This window comes from Nocardioides sp., assembly GCF_031422975.1.
Lineage (GTDB): Bacteria > Actinomycetota > Actinomycetes > Propionibacteriales > Nocardioidaceae > Nocardioides.
This window is the reverse complement of the sequence record NZ_JANPEO010000545.1, coordinates 13,888-30,493: the sequence shown is the minus strand read 5'-3', so window position 1 is coordinate 30,493 and position 16,606 is coordinate 13,888. Positions and strand designations below refer to the sequence as shown.

Sequence of the window (16,606 nt, the reverse complement as noted above, 5' to 3'; positions counted from 1 at the left end):
AGAACACCTGCAGCGGGGACAGCAGCTCCTCGGCCCAGAAGCCGGTCGGGTGCTTGGTCCCGTCGGTGAGAGTCCAGTGGTCGGAACCGGTCAGGACGAACAAGATCTTCGGCACGTGAGTACTCCTCGATTCAGGGCATGGGCGCCGTACGGCGCCCCTTCACGACGCTACCCATGAGGTGGTCGGCTCGGGTCTGCGAGAAGGTCCGCAGTCCACAGACTCCCCACCATCGGGGGATTCCGCCCGACGTCCGCGTCGCGCGAAGCCACATGTCAGACGATGAACACGCACATCAGCCGCTCCGACCGGAGTCTAAGCGGCTGAGGTTCAAGAGGGCTGGCTCTCGGTGGGGTGACCCACCGGGACCGGTAATTCTGCGAAGAATCCGCGTTCATTCTGCGGAGACCTCACCGTGGAGCTGGCGGGAATCGAACCCGCGTCCTCGAGCGTCGAACCAGGTCTTCTCCGGGTGCAGTCAGTGATGTCGTTTTCTCAGTCCCGGCGCTCGCACAGACACGTCGCCGACAGACTCAGTCAGGAAAAAGTCCCGATCACTCCTCCTGACGGAAGTGATCAGCAAGTCCTCTAGATGAGGCCTGGGTCCGGGACGAGGACGGGTGCCCGGTCAGACCCTTCGATCACTGCTCAGGCAGCGAGAGCGAAGTCGTTGCGGTTTGAGTTGGCAACTATGGTTTTCCAGCGATCGTTTACGAGATGACGCTGGCTTCTCGACCCGCTTCCCCTGGAACTAACGTCCCAAGTCGAAACCGATCAGCCCCTCTTGAGTTGTCGCCGGCAGGACTCCGCCTCTGTGCGGCTATCCGACCAACGTGGTGAGTCTACAGAACAACGTCGTTCCGCTCGCCACCATTCCCGACAGCCGCGCTCGGCACCACCCTCACCACCGGCTGGTCGTCCGGCAGCCGCAGCCGCCGGTGGCCGAGCAGGTACGTCGCGCGGGCCGTCTCGTACCCCGCGTCGGCGGGTCGCAGCACGCTCGCCTCGGCCGGTGACCAGGCGCCGGAGCGCAGCACGGCGACGGGCGTACCGCTGCCGAGGTTCCGCCACCACGTCTTGGCCTGCGGGTGCCCCGGCACCACGACGAGCGCGTCGCCGTCGACGGCGTACTCCACGGGGAAGCGGTAGCGCCGACCCGTTCGCCGGCCGCGCACCTCGAGCCCGACCACGCGGTCGGCGAGTCGTCCGGGGCGTGGACGGGCGAGGCGCCACAGCACCACCCGGCCAGTTACCGAGGTCCCGCCCAGCGACGGGAGGAACCAGCTGGTCACCAGCCCGAGGACGGCGCCCGCGATCACCCCGGTGAGCACCGCGAGACCCAGCACCGCCTGGAGCGGCCAGCTCGCCCCGGGGGTCGTGGCACCGAGGAAGATGACCGCCATGGCCGGCGCCCAGGCCACCGCGTTCGCGGTCAGCCACCGCCACGGGTGGGAGACCGCCCCGCGCAGGGACCAGGCCTGGGCGGCGCCGAGCAGCGCCCCCATGAGCACGCCGAGGGCCGCGGCACCGGGCAGGACGAGCAGCAAGGAGGGAGACTCGCCGCCGGAGTCACCGGCCAGCGCCCCGGGCGCCGAGGCGGCCGCCCAGCCCAGGCCTGCGACGAGCACCGTGACGGCGGCGTACCTGCGCCGGCGCAGCCGTGGAAGCACCCGACCGAGCAGCACCGCCTGGATGACGCCGAGCGCGGTCCCCTCCACCAGGCCCCCGAGCACGATGAACGCCAGGGCGAGCGAGGACCCGACGACCCCACCGGACAGCGGGTCCGCGGCGCGTGCGGCCAACGCGGCGGCGGTCATCCCCACCGCCTCCGCGGTGGCGCAGCCCGCGACCCAGCCGACCGGGACCGCCGTCGGCGCCTCGCTCCCCCGCGAGGTGGCGCCGAGCCGGGTCCTCGTCCGTGCGGTCCTGCTCATGGGAGCATTCCATCGTCCGGCCCGCCGGGGAGGTCAGAGTCGAAGGTCCTCGCCCGAAGGGTCAGGAGGCGCCGAACAGCCTGGCCCCGTTCGTCCAGCACACCGCCCGCAGCCAGTCGTCGCCGAGGTCGAGGGCCTCGAGCGACTCGAGCTGGTGGAGGTAGGGATAGGGGATGTTCGGGAAGTCCGAGCCGAGCAGCACCTTGCCGGCCAGTCCGAGGTCGCGCACCCGCGGCAGCAGGTCGGCCGGGAAGACGCCGCCCATCTCGGAGAAGAAATCGGTGAACGCCATCGTGGTGTCGAGGTGCACCCGCTCATGGCTCTCGGCCAGCTCGAGGAACTCGCGATACTCCGGCGCCCCCATGTGTGCGATCACCAGCCTCAGCCGCGGGTGCCGCGCCAGCAGGTCGGCGACGGGCCCGGGTCCGGTGTGGGCCGCGGGCACCGGCCCGCTGCCGGCGTGCAGCACGACCGGGGTGCCGGCCTCGGCGATGAGTCCCCACGTCGAGTCCAACAGCGGATCGAGAGGTGAGAAGTTGCCCACCTGCACGTGGATCTTGAACACCTCGACGGTGTCGAGCCGCGTTGCGACGTACGCCGCGGCCGATTCCTCGGGGAAGAACGTGCCGCACACCAGCGCCTCGGGCACGCGAGCCGCGAAGCCGGCCGCCCACGTGTTGAGCCAGTCGGCCATGTCGGGCTTGTGCGCGTAGGACAGCGCGGTGAAGCGCGCGAGCCCGAACGACCGCAGGATCTCGACGAGCTCGCCATCGGTGTCGCGGTAGTGCAACGGCCACGGGCGGCCGATGAGCGGACCGGCCGCATCGAACTGGGCGCGCACCTTGGAGGTCACCTGTGGCGGCAGGAAGTGGGTGTGGATGTCGACCAGGCCCGGCAGCTCGAGCCGGGTCCACCACTCGCGGACGGCGAGCGCCGGATGGTCGGCCGCCATCAGTCAGTGATGCCCTTGAGTCGACGCTGGACCGCCTGTTCCTTCTCGCGATCGGCCTGGCGCTCGGCGAGGGCGTGGCGCTTGTCGTACTCCTTCTTGCCCTTGGCCAGCGCGATCTCGATCTTGGCGCGGCCGTCCTTGAAGTAGAGGGAGAGCGGGACGATGGTGTAGCCCTTGTCGCCGATCTTGCGCTCGATCTTGTGGATCTCGACGCGATTGAGCAGCAGCTTGCGCTTGCGACGGGCGGCGTGATTGGTCCACGAGCCCTGCGCGTACTCGGGGATGTGCACGTTGTGGAGCCAGACCTCGCCGTTGTCGACGTCGACGAACCCGTCGACCAGGCTGGCGCGGCCCTCCCGAAGGGACTTCACCTCGGTGCCATGCAGAACCAGCCCCGCCTCGTAGGTGTCCTCGATGTGGAAGTCGTGACGGGCCTTCTTGTTCTGCGCGATCAGCCGATTGCGCTGATCCTTCTCCTTGGCGGCCATTCGGTCATCTTCTCAGACGCCTCAACCGGGTTGCGCCTAGAAGTAGTTCGCGGGGTCGACGGCCCGGCCGTTGGCCATCACCGTGAAGTGCAGGTGGCAGGCCGTGGACCAGCCGGTGTCGCCGACGTAGCCGATGACCTCGCCGCGCTTGACCTGCGTGCCGGTGCCCACGGTGTAGGACGCCGCATGGTTGTAGATGGTCGCGATGCCGGCGCCGGCAAGGGCGCCGTGGTCGATGATCAGGCGGTTGCCGTACACGTCGCTCCAGTAGGACGAGATGACCCGTCCGTCCTCGGCGGCCACGATGGCCTGGCCGCAGCCGCCACCGAAGTCGGTGCCGTCATGGAGGCCCCAGTAGCCGTAGATCGGGTGGATCCGGTAGCCGAACGGCGAGGTGATACCGCCGCCGACCGGCATCTGCAGCAGGCCGCTGGTGGGGCCGACCCGGCCGTTGGCCGCGGCCCGTGCGCGTGCCCGCGCGAGTGCCCGGGCCGCGATCTTGCGCAGACGCTCCTCGATGCTTGCCTTCTCGCGCTCGGCCTGCTGGAGCTTGTGCACGTCGCGGGCCCGGATCTTGGCCGCCTCGGACCGGGCCGAGGCCCGCTCACCGACGAGTGTCTCGACCGACGCCTTGGCGCCCTGGGCCTCGACCTCGAGCTGCTGGGTCTCGGCGAGGTTCGCCGCCGCCTCCTGGCGCTTGACCGCAACGTCGTCGCGGGCGTCGGCAACCTGGTTCTCGTGGACCTCGAGGAGCACCTCGGCGGCCTGCAGCCGGTCGTAGTCGCGCGACTGCTTGTCGACCATCGCCTCGTTGACCTCGGCGCGCCGGTTGAGGTCCTGGGCGGACTCCGACTCCATCAGCGACGCGAAGGCCATCAGGTCGGGGTCGCCCTGGACGTAGAGCTGCTTGATCGTGTCGCCCACCACGTCGCGCTGCGCGGCGACGTCGGCCTGCCCCGCGACCACTTCGGCCTGCGCCTCGGCCAACGTGGCCTCGGCCTGCGCGAGCAGGGCGGCCGCGGCCGCGTCGCGCTCCTGGGCGACGGCGAGCCTGCCTCGGGCGGTCGCAAGCGCCGTACGCGCATCGGAGAGCTGGCTCCGGGCGGCCGAGAGTCGCTGACTGGCCTCGCGCAGCTCCCTGCTCGACTCGTCGACGAGGTCGTGGGCGCGGTCGATCTTCTTCTCGACCTGCTTCTGCCGGTCCTTGAGGTCGTCGGCGGACGCGGTCGGGACGGAGAGCGTGCCCAGAGCGATGGCAGCAGCAGCGGTCGCTGCGGCCATGCGGCTGCGGGCGGTACGGGGGAAGGAGCGCACCGGGAGGCCTTACGTGTGTTCGGGGAAGGGAACGCCCCGAACCTAACCCGTGCGGATCACACTTTGAGGTATTTGCGTGTCAGCACGAGTGTCGGAAGCACGGTGAGCAGCGGCCCGAGCACTGCGACGACCACCACGGCGACGCCGTACTGCTCCATCCCGATCCACGGGATGAACTTCAGCTTGTCCTGGCCACGCTGCTCGATCCCGAAGTACATGAACGCCGCCAGGGCTCCCGTTGCGAGGAGTACGCCGAGGAGCGCCGTCACCAGCGCCTCGAGGAGGAACGGCAACGCGATGTAGAGCGTCGAGGCGCCGACCAGGCGCATGATGCCGATCTCCTTGCGCCGCGCGAAGGCCGCGAGCCGGATGGTGTTGGCCACGAGGAGCAGGGCGGCGAGGACCAGGAACGCAGCGGTCGCGATCGAGACCCACTGGAGCATGTTGATGGAGCCGATGATGGGCTCGATGTAGCGGCGCATGTCGCGCACGACCGAGACGCCGTCGAGGCCGCCGACCGCGCTGACGAGGCCGTCGAACCGCTCGGGGTCCTGGAGCTCGACCCACAGGGACTGCGGCATGTCATCGACGGTCAGGACCGCGTTGTCGCCCTCGAACTTGTCGGCGCCGTAGAGCTCCTTGACCTTCGCGAAGGCCTCGTCCTTGGTCTCGAGGTCCCAGCCGGCCGCCTCGGGGTTCTCGTCGATGACCGCGGTGATCGCGTCGCGTTGGGCATCGGTGACCTCACTGACGCACGCCGGGTTGTTGTCCTCAGCGGTGCACAGCGAGACCTGGATCTGCAGTTGGCTGCCCCAGTGGTCGGCGGCCTTCTCGGCCTGCAGGTGGAAGAGCACGCCGAGCCCGACGAGGGTCAGCGAGACGAAGAGCGTCAAGATCACCGCCAGGTGCATCGAGAGGTTGCGGCGAAGCCCCTGGCCGAGCTCGGAGAAGACGTAGCGAAGCTGCATGGATCTGTGTCAGTCCTGTCAGTGAGGTCAGTTGGAGGTGCCGTAGACGCCCTGCGCCTGGTCGCGCACCACGCGCCCGTTCTCGAGCTCGATGACCCGCTTGCGCATCTGGTCGACGATGCCGGCGTCGTGCGTGGCCATGACGACGGTCGTGCCGGTGCGGTTGATCCGGTCGAGGAGCTTCATGATCCCGACCGAGGTGGTGGGGTCAAGGTTGCCGGTGGGCTCGTCGGCAATCAGGATCTTGGGACGGTTGACGAAGGCGCGGGCGATGGCCACGCGCTGCTGCTCGCCACCGGAGAGCTCGTCGGGCAGGCGGTCACCCTTGCCGGTGAGGCCGACCATCTCGAGCGTCTCGGGCACGAGCTTGTCGATGTCGCTGCGCGACCTGCCGATCACCTGCAGCGCGAAGGCGACGTTCTCCGAGACGGTCTTGTTGCCGAGCAGCCGGAAGTCCTGGAACACGGTGCCGATGTCCCGGCGCAGGCGCGGCACCTTCCAGCTCGCGAGCCGGTTGATCTCCTTGCCGGCGACATACACCCGGCCTGACGTCGGGCGGTACTCACGCAGCACGAGCCGCAGGAAGGTCGACTTCCCCGACCCCGACGAGCCCACCAGAAAGATGAACTCGCCCTTGTCGACGTCGACCGACACCTGGTCTAGGGCCGCATGGGCGTGGCCGGGGTAGGTCTTGGTGACCTTCTCGAAGCGAATCACGGCCCCGAGGCTACGCGGTGCACCCAGCCATCTCCGTAACCCGGACTGCGGGCCGACCAGGATTAGGGTGGCGCGGTGCTCCCCTCCTCCCGTACGCCGCAGCGCTCGCCCCGCTCCGTCAGGGCAGCCGTCGGCACCGTTGTGCTGCTCCTGGGGTTGGCCGGGTGCTCGGGCGAGTCGGCCCCGCAGCAGCCGGCGGCAGAGCCCACAGCGGAGTCGACGCCGCTGGCCGACTACGACACAGCCGACGTCCGGCCCGTCCGGGGGGAGTTCTGCGCGCGGGTCACCGAAGCCGCCGTCGCGGCCGCGCTGGGCGGCGAGTCGACCGCTGACGACTCGTGGCGGCCCGGCAGGCGGCTGCCGGACAGCTCGGACATCGGCAACGAGTTCGGCTGCTCCTGGACCAGTGGGTCGGTGCGCGCCAGCGCCTGGGTCTTCGCTCCCCCGATCACCGCGGACCGCGCGGCCGACTTCGCCCGCGAAGCCGTGGGCAAGAAGTGCGAGCGGCTGGAGATGGCCCCCGCGCTGGGGCGCCCGAGCGTGGCCCAACACTGCGGGGGCGGCGCGGAGCTGGTCCGTTTCCACGGCCTGGTCGGCGACGCCTGGGTCGGCTGCGAGATCAGCGGCCTGCCCGTCTCGGGAGGCGATGACACCGCTCGCGTCGGCGAGTGGTGCGTCGCCGTACTCGAAGCCCTGCGCACCGCCTGACGCGACCCGCGCGAGGGGTCACGCGGCGCCGGCGCCCACCGTGGCGGCCCGTTGAGGCGCAGACGCCTACGCGTCGGCCTTCTCGCCACCGCGGCGCCAGCGGATGCCGGCCTCGAGGAAGCCGTCGAGGTCGCCGTCGAAGACCGCGCTGGGGTTGCCGGACTCGTAGCCCGTGCGCAGGTCCTTGACGATCTGGTAGGGGTTGAGCACGTAGTTGCGCATCTGGTCGCCCCACGACGCCTGGACGTCGCCACGCAGGCCGTCGAGGTGGGCCTTCTCCTCGGCCTTCTTCAGCGCGAGCAGCTTGGCCTTGAGCACGACCATGGCCGAGGCCTTGTTCTGCAGCTGGCTCTTCTCGTTCTGGCAGGAGACGACGGTGCCGGTGGGGATGTGGGTGAGTCGCACCGCGGAGTCGGTCGTGTTGACCGACTGGCCGCCGGGGCCGCCGGAGCGGTAGACGTCGGTGCGGATGTCCTCGTCGGGGATGTCGATCTCGTCGGTGGTCTCGAGCACCGGCACGACCTCCACGGCGGCGAACGACGTCTGGCGGCGCCCCTGGTTGTCGAACGGGCTGATCCGGACGAGGCGGTGGGTGCCGGCCTCGACGGACAACGTGCCGTAGGCATAGGGCGCGTGGATGGCGAAGGTCGCAGACTTGAGGCCGGCTTCTTCGGCGTACGACGTCTCGTAGACCTCGACGGGGTAGTTGTGCTGCTCGGCCCAGCGCACGTACATGCGCATCAGGGTCTCGGCGAAGTCGGCCGCGTCGACGCCACCGGCGCCGGAGCGGATGCTGACCAGCGCCTCACGGGCGTCGTACTCGCCGTTGAGGAGGGTGCGGATCTCGAGCGACTCGACGGACTTCTTGATCCGCGTGAGCTCCCGGTCGGAGTCCTCGAGGGTGGCGGCGTCGCCCTCTTCCTGTGCCATCTCGACCATGAGGGCGAGGTCCTCGATGCGGGACTCGAGGCCGGTGAACTTGTCGAGCTCACCCTGGATTGCCGAGAGGCGGCCGGTGACACGCGTGGCGTTGTCCACGTCGTCCCAGAGATCGGGGGCGGCGACCTGGTCGCCGAGGTCGACGATCTCCTCGCGCATCTTGCCCAGGTCGAGGACCTGGCCGATGGTGCTCATGGTCGCCTGGAGCTGCTTGATCTCTTGGTCGAAGTCGGTGCCTGCCACAAGGGGCAACACTACGGGGCGTGCCGAGGGCCGTCGATTCGGCGAACCGCCCGGAGCCAACCGACGAGACGGCTGACTCCGGGCGGATCTGTCGGGCGGTGCGGCCCGACTCCTGCGCTCCCGAACGGGAAGTGGGGAGCGAGACTGGGCTACTTGGTGCAGAGCACCTCGGGCGAACCGACCGCGACCACGGCGCTGGGGTTGGCAGAAGCGGCCAGCTCGTACTTGATGCGGAAGGCGCCGGTGACGTCGGACTGCACGTCCTCGAGGACATCGCCGACGGCGAGGCCCGCCGCGAACGCGACCGTGCCGTCGACCTTGAGGGCCACGGTGCCGGTGCCGCCGGTGGCGGTGTCGTCGGTCAGCGCGTAGGTCGCACGCAGCTTGAGGCACTTCCTGCCCAGCGTGTACTCGATGGCTCCGGGCGGGCCGAAGGTGGTGGAGACGATGCTGGCCGGGAAGGTCTCGGTCGCGATGGTGGCCGTGTTGACGGTCACGTTGGAGAACGGGCCGTTGGCGCGGAAGCCGAGCTTCTCCCAGGCGTAGACGACGAGCTCGAGCTCCCTGCTCACACCCTTGGCGAGCTTGCCCGCTGCGGGCTTGAGCACGCGGTAGAAGCGGGTGCCAGCCGTGGTCGGATCATCCTTGAGCAGGAACTTGCCGTTCGCCTTGATCTTGGCGGTCCCGGAGACCGACCACGCCTTCTTGTTCGCCATGCGCTGTTGCAGGACGACCTTGTCGCCGGCTGCCTTCGGGCTGACCTTGCCGCGGATCTTGACGGTGTCTTCCCTGGCGATGGCGGTCGCCTTGTTGATCGCGGCGGAGACGGAATAGGCCGGTGCCGTGCGCTCGGCGGTCGTGTCGCTCGCGGTGGCCGTGGTGACAACGAGCGGGGTGGCGATGAGTGCGAGTCCCGCGCCGGCGGCGATCAGTCGGTTCATTGGATTCTCCCTGTCGGTGTTGCCCTCGTGGGCCTGCTGCAAGGGTGATGCGTCAGCACGCCGATTAGTTGTGGCTCAGTCCGTCTGGATCGTCACCGCGGCCGTGCTGCTGGCCCCGACGACGGGTCTCATCGGGCTTCCGGGGATGTGCAGGGGCAGCTCGACCGGCGCCTCGAGCAGCACCGTCACCGAGCGGTCCGCCACGTTGACCCGGGCGCTGACCTCGAGCCCGGGGTAGGTCTGGTCCGCGCCGATGGACTGGAGGTAGGCGGCGACCACCTTCTCGACGGCACCCTGCTCCTGCAGCAGCCGTGTCTGCGTCAGTCCGCCTTCGCCGTACACCCCGGCAGCGCCGAGGTCGGCGCCGCGCAACGCCGCTCCGTCCGCCAACGTGTCGAGGCCCTGCCGCTGGAGGTAGGCCGACGACGCGTTGATCACGAGCGCGATCCCCATCAGCAGGACGGCAGCGAGCCCGACCAGCAACGGGATGGTCGAGCCCCGCTCGTTGCGGTGCCTCATCCGAGGCTCCCGTCGACCGTGTCCGGTACGGCGACGAACTGGCCGATCGGCACGGTGTGCCTCGCGGTCAGCCTGAACGAGCGCTGGGCGTCGTCGAGGATCGCCGGCAGGAACGGGAGCGTGACTCCGGAATCGATCCGGACCGTGATCAGCGACGTGCCGGTGTGACAGTCATGAGGAAACGGCTCGCAGGACACGTGCACCGTCCCGGTCTGCCCCGGGCCGCCCTGGTCGTCCAGCGTCTGGTCGACCACGGCCTGGGCGTGCACGACGCCGGTCGCGTCGTCGGGCGCCAGCGCGAAGGCGCGCGCCGCCGCCCGCGCCGCGCCGTTGACGGCGAAGGCGCCGCGCTGCACCTCGAAGACCGAGATCACGATCCAGGTGATCGGGATGAACAGGATGAGCCCGACCCAGCAGAACTCGACGAGTGCACTGCCCCGCTCGCCGCGGAGGGTGCCGAGGCGGCGCACGCTGGCGATCACGGCGCCTCGATGATGGCGTTGCCGCTCACCTCGAGGGCGATGGCCGGCCCGCCGAGGCCGAGTGCGGGCACTTCGGCGGTGATCACCACCTCGTAGGCCGCAGCGCCACCGATCGTCGTCGGATGGATGTCGATGGCTCGGGTGTACCTCTCGTTGAGAGTGCCCTCGATCTGTTGGGCCGCCTTCGCCCTGCCGTCGCGCATCGTCGCGCCGCTGACCGCAGCACGACGCGCTCCCTCGGCGGCAGCCGACGAGAGGGTGTTGCGGACGTGCAGGACGAGCGAGAGCTGGAGCAGCGCCGCGAACAGCGGCAGCAGCACGACCAGGATCATCACGAAGTCCACGACCGCGCTGCCTCGCTCGGATCGCGCACGGGATCCGGCTCGGCGGGACATGAGCTACCTGACGGAGTCGAAGGCGCGCGTGCGCAGGGCCTTGAGAGGGTCCTGCGCGAAGGTGAAGATGGCGATCGCCAGCGCGACCGTCATCACGGTGACCATCACCCATCCGGGCACGTCACCGCGCTCGTCGCGCGCCCGCGGTGCGGTGACGGCGACGTAGAGTCGCAGCAGCTGGTCGAGAGTCGTTTCCTTCATCGAGATCCCCGTTCGGGTTGATCGGACATGACAGGTGTGGGTGTGGACATGTGACGCTCAGGGCACCACGAGGCTGAGGCCGACGGCCCCCGGGAAGAAGGCGAAGAGCACGGTCACCGGCAGCACCAGGAAGACGACCGGCGCCATCATGACCACCTCCTTGCGCGCGGCCGTCTCGATCAGGTTGCGGCGGCCGGCCTCGCGTACGTCGGCGGCCTGCGCGTGCAGCACGTCAGCCAGCGGCGTGCCGCGTTCGATGGCGACCGAGATGCCCGTCGCGAAGCGGGCCACGAGCGGCAGTCCCGTCGTCGCGGCGAGTCGGTCGAAGCCAGCTGCGACAGGTGTGCCGGTGCGGATCTCGGCCAGCACCCGGCTCAGGTCGGCGGACAGTTCCCCCCCGCTGCGGCGGACGACGCGATCAAGCGCGGCGACCGGGCCCTCGCCTGCGGCGACGGCCAGCGCGAGCAGCTCGGCCACCGTCGGGAACTCGGCGATGATCTGTCGCTCGCGGTTGGTCGCCTGGCTGCTGAGCCGGTGGTCGCGGGCCATCACGCCGAACACGAAACCGAGGCCACACAGCAGGAGCGACGTGATCGGATCGGCAGAGCCCGACAATGCGCGGATCAGGCAATAGGCCGCGACGAGGCCGAAGCACGCGAGCCCCCAGAGCACCTGCTCTATCCGGAACTCGTGCACGGTCTTGCGGATCGCCGCTCGCTCCAGCCGGCGACGCACCGAGGTAGCACCACCCAGCACCTTCTCGACCAGGTCGGCCGCCGAGCGGAGGAAGGGGCCGAAGATGCCGGCGGCCGCGACGGTCGGCGACGACGACGTCACCTTGAGGTTGGGCGTCTGCCCGACCTGCGGGAGGTCGCGGACGTAGGGCAGCACGCGCAGCGCGAGCTGCGGCCGGCGGATCACCGCGATCCGGGCGGCGACCATCAGCGCCCCCGCGGCGACGGCTGCGCCCAGGATCGCGCCCCACAGCGAGGTGCTCATGCCAGGATCCGTCGCTCGACGGGCAGCCTGCCGATGCGCATCATCAGCCGGTAGGCGGCCAGGCACAGCACGGCGCCGACCGCCAGAACCACCACGCCGGCTCCGGACGAGTAGGCGGTGACCGAGCCGGACTGGAACGACATCAGCAGCAGGACGGCCCAGGGTGCGGCAACCGCCAGCCTCGCTCCGTTGACGGTCCACGCCTGGCGGGACTCCATCTCGGAGCGGGTGCGCGCCTCGTCTCGCAGGTAGCCCGAGAGGTTGCGCAGCAGCCGTCCGAGCTCGCCGCCGCCGACCTCGCGGGCGATCCGCAGCCCCTCGACGACACGATCGCCGACAGGATCGGCGAGCCGCACCTTGAGCCGGTCTAGCGACTCGTGGAAGCGGCCGGTGACCTGGTAGTCGAGGGCGAACTGCTCGAACGAGTCGCGCAGCGCCTCGGGCCCGTTGGTGCCGAGGGCGGAGAGCGCGTCGGGCAGCGACAGTCCGGCGCGTACGGCGCTGGCGAGGTTGTCGACGGCATCGGGCCACACCTCGGCGAACTCGCGCTGCCGCTTGGCCGCACGCTGCTTGACCACCGCGATCGGCGCGTAACCCGCCATCAGCGCGAACGCGACGGCCACCGGCACGGTCCGCGAGACCGCCTGGACCACGACGAACGCGACCGCGGCGAAGATCACGCACAGGACTGTGAGGCTGGTGACCGACACGTCGCCCAGCCCGGCGCTGGCCAACAGCTGGCGCGCGCGACCACCACCCGGCTTGGGTGTCGGGGCAGTGCGGGGCAGGAAGAACGCCGACCAGATCAGCAGCGAGCCGAGGCCGACGCCGAGGCCGATCAGGGCACCCATCAGTGGACTCCGTTGAGGATCTGGTGCACGTCGACACCGATCCGCTCGAAGCGTTCGAGTCGCGCCGGCGTCCCGGCGCCGCGACGCAGCTCACCGCCGACGCGCTCGAAGATCGTCTCGACCTCGATGATGTCGTTCTCCACCCGCCCCGGCACGGCGACCACCTCGTTGACGCGGCGAACACCCTGCGCGTCGATGCCGAGGTGCACGACCAGGTCGACCGAGCTCGCCACCGTCGGCACCACGAAACGCGCCGAGATGTTCTCCCCCGCGAGGAGCGGCAGGGTGCACATCTTGACCAGGGCCTCGCGCGCGCTGTTGGCGTGGAGCGTGCACATGCCGGGCAGGCCCGCGTTGAGCGCAAGCAGCAGGTCGAGGCACTCCTCGGCCCGGACCTCCCCGACGATGACCCGGCTGGGACGCATGCGCAGGGCTTCCTTGACCAGGTCGCGCAGCTGGATCTCCCCCGTGCCCTCGAGGCCCGACTGCCGGGTCTGCATGGGCACCCAGTCGGGGTGGCTGAACTGCAGCTCGAAGACCTCCTCGGCCGACACGACGCGGTCGCCGCCGGGGATGGAGGCGGCCAGGCAGTTGAGGAAGGTGGTCTTGCCCGCTTGCGTCCCGCCCGCGACGAGCACGTTGAGGCCTGCACGGATCGAGGCGTCGAGGAACGCCGCAGCCCGGCCCGACATGCTGCCGAGCTCCACGAGGTCGTCGAGGCGCCTGGCACGGACCACGAACTTGCGGATGTTGACGGCGGAGAACCCGCGGCTGATGCCCTCGAGCACCACGTGCAACCGATGCCCCTCGGGCAGCATCGCGTCCACGAACGGCTGCGAGATGTCGATGCGTCGCCCGCTCGACTTCAACATGCGCTCGACGAGCTCGTGCACCTGGGCCGAGGACAACATCAGGTTGGTCAGCTCATGCCTCCCACGCCGCGCGATGAACACCCGGCTCGGGTCGTTGATCCAGACCTCCTCCACCTCGGGGTCGTCCAGGAAGGGCTGGAGCGGGCCGAAGCCCGAGACTCGCGCGATCAGCTCGCCCACCACACCACCCGGGTCGGCCACCGGGACCACGGCACCGGTCAGGCTGCGCTCGTCGTGGCGGCGTACGACGTCCTCGGCGATCCGCCGGACGAGCGGAGCGTCGCGCTGGGGGTCGACACCCTCGGTGCGCACCTGCTCGCGCACCCGCGCATCGAGCTCCTCGATGAGGTCGGCATGCGTGTCCGGACGCGTCAGCGTCATGTGGAGTCCCCTGTCCGAGACGGTGCTACGGGCACGAGGCTAGACGAGGGACGGTCCCGACCACCACTGTGAACGTCGCCTTGTGGACAACCTCGATCCTGGCGCCGACCTCACGGGCACCACCCGCCCCAGGACGATTCAGTGCAGGCCGGAGACCGTCCGCCACAGGCGCCGCGCTCCGCCGTCGATCGCGTCGTAGGCGTAGCCCGCATAGGGGATGCCGACCACCGCCCGCGCCTGGGTCGACCGCTCGGGCGTCACTGTCCAGGGGTCGACGACGCCGGTGCTGTCGCTGCGGGTCCAGATGACCCCCGCCCTGATGTCGGCGATGCGGCGGGTGACCAGCACGCCTCCGGGCCCGGGACTGGGGTAGGTGATGACGTCGCCGATCTCGAGGTCGGCCACCGGCAGCGACTTGGCGAAGACAGCCGCGCCGCGATGCATGGTGCCGCCCATCGCATCGTCGGTCACGGTGTAGCGGGAGAGCCCGAACGCTGCCGGCACGACGAACGCGACCATCGCCAAGGCGCCCAGGCCACCGGCGATGCTCGTGGCCCAGCGCCGCGCCCGCCGCGAGCGGCGACGCGAGCAGACAGGCAACTCCAAGGACATGCTGGGACTCCGCGTTGATGCACCACACTCCCGGAGCGAGAGAGAGGACATCACGCAAAGGTACGGAGCAGTGGGCCACACGGTGGTTGCTCTCGTCCACGATCAGGTAACACCCGACCACGTGACGCCCAAGGGTTCAGCGGCGTGGGAGCAGGATCTCCAGCTCGCCCGACGTGGCGTCGCCCCGGCAGCGCCCACCCAGCACCTCGGCGATCGTCTCGGCCACCTTGGCGCTGGGGCGGTCCTGCCCGCCGTTGCTGCCGGGCCCGCTGCTGACCGTGACCTTCACGTGCTCCTGCTGGCCGGCGAAGCGGAGCGTCACCGCCCCTGTCCCGTTGACCGTGTTGTCGCGCACCACACTGTCGACCAGCTGCTCGACCGGTCCGGGTGTCAGCGTGAACTCGGGGCCGCCGTCGACGTAGGCGCGGACCTCACGCGACTCCGGCAGCTGGTCGCGCCAGCGCTGGGCGACGTCGGAGCCCAGCGTCAACACGCTGACCTCCGCCCCCGCAACCAGGCTCCGAGCGCGAGCGAAGTTGAGCAGATCGGTCACGGTGGCCTCGAGGCGCTCGGCGTCGGCCAGCGACCGAGCCGCGGCCCGGCGGACCTCGGCATTGAGATCATCGCGCATGCTCAGCTCCTCCAGCTCGAGCCGCAACCCCGTCAGGGGCGTGCGCAGCACGTGCGAGGCGTGGTGGAAGAACTCCCGGTCGCGCTGAAGGGAGTCCTGCAGCTGGATCGCGCTGGTCTTCAGCGACGTGGCGATCGAGACGACCTCGGGGATCGTCGACTTCGGCGGCTCGAAGTCGAAGCGACCACGGCCCAGCGCCGCAGCCGACTCGGCGAGTCGCCTGAAGGGCCGCGCGAGCGCGGTCGACACGGCGAGCCCGACGAGCCCGGCCATCAGCACCGTGGCGAACAGCAGCGCCAGCAGCGGTCCCTGCGTCAGCCGTGTCTCTTCGCGCAGGACACTGGCGTCCTGGGCGACGCTGACCGTGGTGGACCCCACCGTCTCATCGACGCGCATCGCCTCGTCCCTGGCCCCGGTATCGAACCCGGGGTCGGCGACGGTGACCGGCGCAGATCCCGCCCTGGTGATCGTGAGCTCGGTCTCGTCGAGCACGTAGGCAGCCAACCGGTCAGGGGTGACCGGCAGCCCGTCGGCCTCCAGGTCCTCGACGAGCGTGCCGATGAAACGTGCGTTGAGTGTCAGCCCCTCGAGCTCATGGCTGCGGGTGACCTCGGCCAGCGCGTTGAGGCGGATGGCTCCCGCGAGGCCCACCATGACGAAGGCGAAGCACACGAAGGCCAGGGTGAGCCGGCCTCGCATGTCAGGTCTCGCTCTCGAGCCGGAATCCCACTCCGCGAATCGCCACGACACGATCCTTCGCGCCGGCCTCCTCGAGCTTGTTGCGCAGTCGGCCGATGGTCACGTCGAGCGTCTTGGTGGAACCGAACCAGTTCTCGTCCCACACCTCGCTCATCAGCTGCTCGCGCGAGACGACCTTGCCGTGGCTGGCGGCGAGGAGGGCGAGTACGTCGAACTCCTTCGCGGTCAGCGCGACCTCGGTCTTGTCCATGGTGACGCGGCGGGCATCGTTGTCGATCCGCAGCCCGCTGGCGGTCTCCGTGGTGGTGGACGCCTCCTCGCCCCGGCCCGACTGGCTGCGGCGCAGCAACGCACGCACGCGCGCCTGGAGCTCGGCCAGGCCGAACGGCTTGGCGAGGTAGTCGTCGGCACCGAAGTCGAGGCCCACCACCCGGTCGAGCTCACCGGCACGGGCGGTCACGATCATGATGCCGCCGTCGAAACCACCCTCGCGGGCTGCCCGGCACACGTCGAGACCGTCCATGTCGGGCAGGCCGAGGTCCAAGATCATGATGTCGGGGGACTCGAGCACCAGGTGCGCGAGAGCCTTGCGACCGGACTCCAACCAGGTGACGTCATAGCCCTCGCGCTCAAGCGTGCGGACAAGCGGAAATGCGATGTCTTCTTCATCCTCAACGACGAGAACTTGCGCCATACGGCCGAGCATAGGGCGCCTGCCCCCCCAGTCGGGACCCAACCCGCCACCACACGATGCTTGAAAGG

At 69.9% G+C, this 16,606-nt stretch carries 19 protein-coding genes and 1 other RNA gene; 1 reads left to right on the top strand and 19 read right to left on the bottom strand.

The annotated features are described in order from the left end of the window. Positions 1-411 precede the first annotated feature (411 nt). The 7 genes from ssrA to ftsE form a co-directional block, all read right to left on the bottom strand. Positions 412-780: a transfer-messenger RNA gene (ssrA, locus tag RMO85_RS16350) on the bottom strand. Positions 781-840: 60 nt separating this feature from the next. Beyond that, positions 841-1,932 (bottom strand): nitroreductase/quinone reductase family protein, encoded by a 1,092-nt coding sequence (locus RMO85_RS16345; protein WP_310529782.1) that lies wholly within the window; start codon positions 1,930-1,932, stop codon positions 841-843. A gap of 61 nt (positions 1,933-1,993) precedes the next feature. Next, a complete protein-coding gene (locus RMO85_RS16340; protein ID WP_310529781.1) occupies positions 1,994-2,884 on the bottom strand; it encodes an amidohydrolase family protein in 891 nt (296 codons plus the stop codon). Beyond that, positions 2,884-3,372: an SsrA-binding protein SmpB gene (gene smpB, locus RMO85_RS16335; RefSeq protein WP_310529780.1), complete on the bottom strand. Its 489-nt coding sequence runs from the start codon at positions 3,370-3,372 to the stop codon at positions 2,884-2,886. Before smpB ends, RMO85_RS16340 begins: the two co-directional genes overlap by 1 nt. A 36-nt stretch (positions 3,373-3,408) precedes the next feature. Continuing rightward, positions 3,409-4,653, bottom strand: coding sequence for a peptidoglycan DD-metalloendopeptidase family protein (locus tag RMO85_RS16330; protein WP_310529779.1), 1,245 nt, complete (start codon positions 4,651-4,653; stop codon positions 3,409-3,411). Positions 4,654-4,742: 89 nt separating this feature from the next. After that, positions 4,743-5,654, bottom strand: coding sequence for a permease-like cell division protein FtsX (gene ftsX, locus RMO85_RS16325; RefSeq protein ID WP_310529778.1), 912 nt, complete (start codon positions 5,652-5,654; stop codon positions 4,743-4,745). Between the two features lie 27 nt (positions 5,655-5,681). Next, positions 5,682-6,371 carry a cell division ATP-binding protein FtsE gene (gene ftsE / locus RMO85_RS16320; RefSeq protein ID WP_310529777.1) on the bottom strand — a complete coding sequence of 230 codons (690 nt, stop codon included), beginning with the start codon at positions 6,369-6,371 and terminating at the stop codon, positions 5,682-5,684. 75 nt (positions 6,372-6,446) lie between these two features. Here ftsE and RMO85_RS16315 point away from each other — a divergent pair, with 75 nt between their 5' ends. After that, on the top strand, positions 6,447-7,079 hold the full coding sequence (locus tag RMO85_RS16315; protein ID WP_310529776.1) for a hypothetical protein: 633 nt from the start codon (positions 6,447-6,449) through the stop codon (positions 7,077-7,079). A 66-nt stretch (positions 7,080-7,145) separates the two neighbouring features. Here the strand turns inward: RMO85_RS16315 and prfB are convergent, their stop codons facing one another. The 12 genes from prfB to RMO85_RS16255 all read right to left on the bottom strand — a co-directional run bounded on the left by prfB (position 7,146) and on the right by RMO85_RS16255 (position 16,538). Beyond that, a complete protein-coding gene (gene prfB / locus RMO85_RS16310; RefSeq protein WP_310529775.1) occupies positions 7,146-8,261 on the bottom strand; it encodes a peptide chain release factor 2 in 1,116 nt (371 codons plus the stop codon). Between the two features lie 149 nt (positions 8,262-8,410). Next, a complete protein-coding gene (locus RMO85_RS16305; protein WP_310529774.1) occupies positions 8,411-9,202 on the bottom strand; it encodes a hypothetical protein in 792 nt (263 codons plus the stop codon). Between the two features lie 75 nt (positions 9,203-9,277). Beyond that, a complete protein-coding gene (locus RMO85_RS16300; RefSeq protein ID WP_310529773.1) occupies positions 9,278-9,721 on the bottom strand; it encodes a pilus assembly protein TadG-related protein in 444 nt (147 codons plus the stop codon). Then, complete coding sequence (locus tag RMO85_RS16295) at positions 9,718-10,203, bottom strand: hypothetical protein (RefSeq protein ID WP_310529772.1); 486 nt, start codon at positions 10,201-10,203, stop codon at positions 9,718-9,720. The genes RMO85_RS16300 and RMO85_RS16295 overlap by 4 nt, the downstream gene beginning before the upstream one ends. Further along, entirely contained in the window at positions 10,200-10,547 is a 348-nt protein-coding gene (locus tag RMO85_RS16290; protein WP_310529771.1) for a TadE/TadG family type IV pilus assembly protein, read from the bottom strand. The genes RMO85_RS16295 and RMO85_RS16290 overlap by 4 nt, the downstream gene beginning before the upstream one ends. A 54-nt stretch (positions 10,548-10,601) precedes the next feature. After that, positions 10,602-10,799 carry a hypothetical protein gene (locus RMO85_RS16285; RefSeq protein WP_310529770.1) on the bottom strand — a complete coding sequence of 66 codons (198 nt, stop codon included), beginning with the start codon at positions 10,797-10,799 and terminating at the stop codon, positions 10,602-10,604. A gap of 57 nt (positions 10,800-10,856) precedes the next feature. Then, positions 10,857-11,798 carry a type II secretion system F family protein gene (locus tag RMO85_RS16280; protein ID WP_310529769.1) on the bottom strand — a complete coding sequence of 314 codons (942 nt, stop codon included), beginning with the start codon at positions 11,796-11,798 and terminating at the stop codon, positions 10,857-10,859. Beyond that, positions 11,795-12,649: a type II secretion system F family protein gene (locus tag RMO85_RS16275; RefSeq protein WP_310529768.1), complete on the bottom strand. Its 855-nt coding sequence runs from the start codon at positions 12,647-12,649 to the stop codon at positions 11,795-11,797. The genes RMO85_RS16280 and RMO85_RS16275 overlap by 4 nt, the downstream gene beginning before the upstream one ends. Continuing rightward, on the bottom strand, positions 12,649-13,902 hold the full coding sequence (locus tag RMO85_RS16270; protein WP_310529767.1) for an ATPase, T2SS/T4P/T4SS family: 1,254 nt from the start codon (positions 13,900-13,902) through the stop codon (positions 12,649-12,651). The genes RMO85_RS16275 and RMO85_RS16270 overlap by 1 nt, the downstream gene beginning before the upstream one ends. Before the next feature lie 138 nt (positions 13,903-14,040). Beyond that, positions 14,041-14,514 carry a hypothetical protein gene (locus RMO85_RS16265; RefSeq protein WP_310529766.1) on the bottom strand — a complete coding sequence of 158 codons (474 nt, stop codon included), beginning with the start codon at positions 14,512-14,514 and terminating at the stop codon, positions 14,041-14,043. Positions 14,515-14,650: 136 nt separating this feature from the next. Continuing rightward, positions 14,651-15,844, bottom strand: coding sequence for a HAMP domain-containing sensor histidine kinase (locus RMO85_RS16260; protein ID WP_310529765.1), 1,194 nt, complete (start codon positions 15,842-15,844; stop codon positions 14,651-14,653). A gap of 1 nt (position 15,845) precedes the next feature. Next, complete coding sequence (locus RMO85_RS16255; RefSeq protein ID WP_310529764.1) at positions 15,846-16,538, bottom strand: response regulator transcription factor; 693 nt, start codon at positions 16,536-16,538, stop codon at positions 15,846-15,848. Positions 16,539-16,606: the final 68 nt, after the last annotated feature.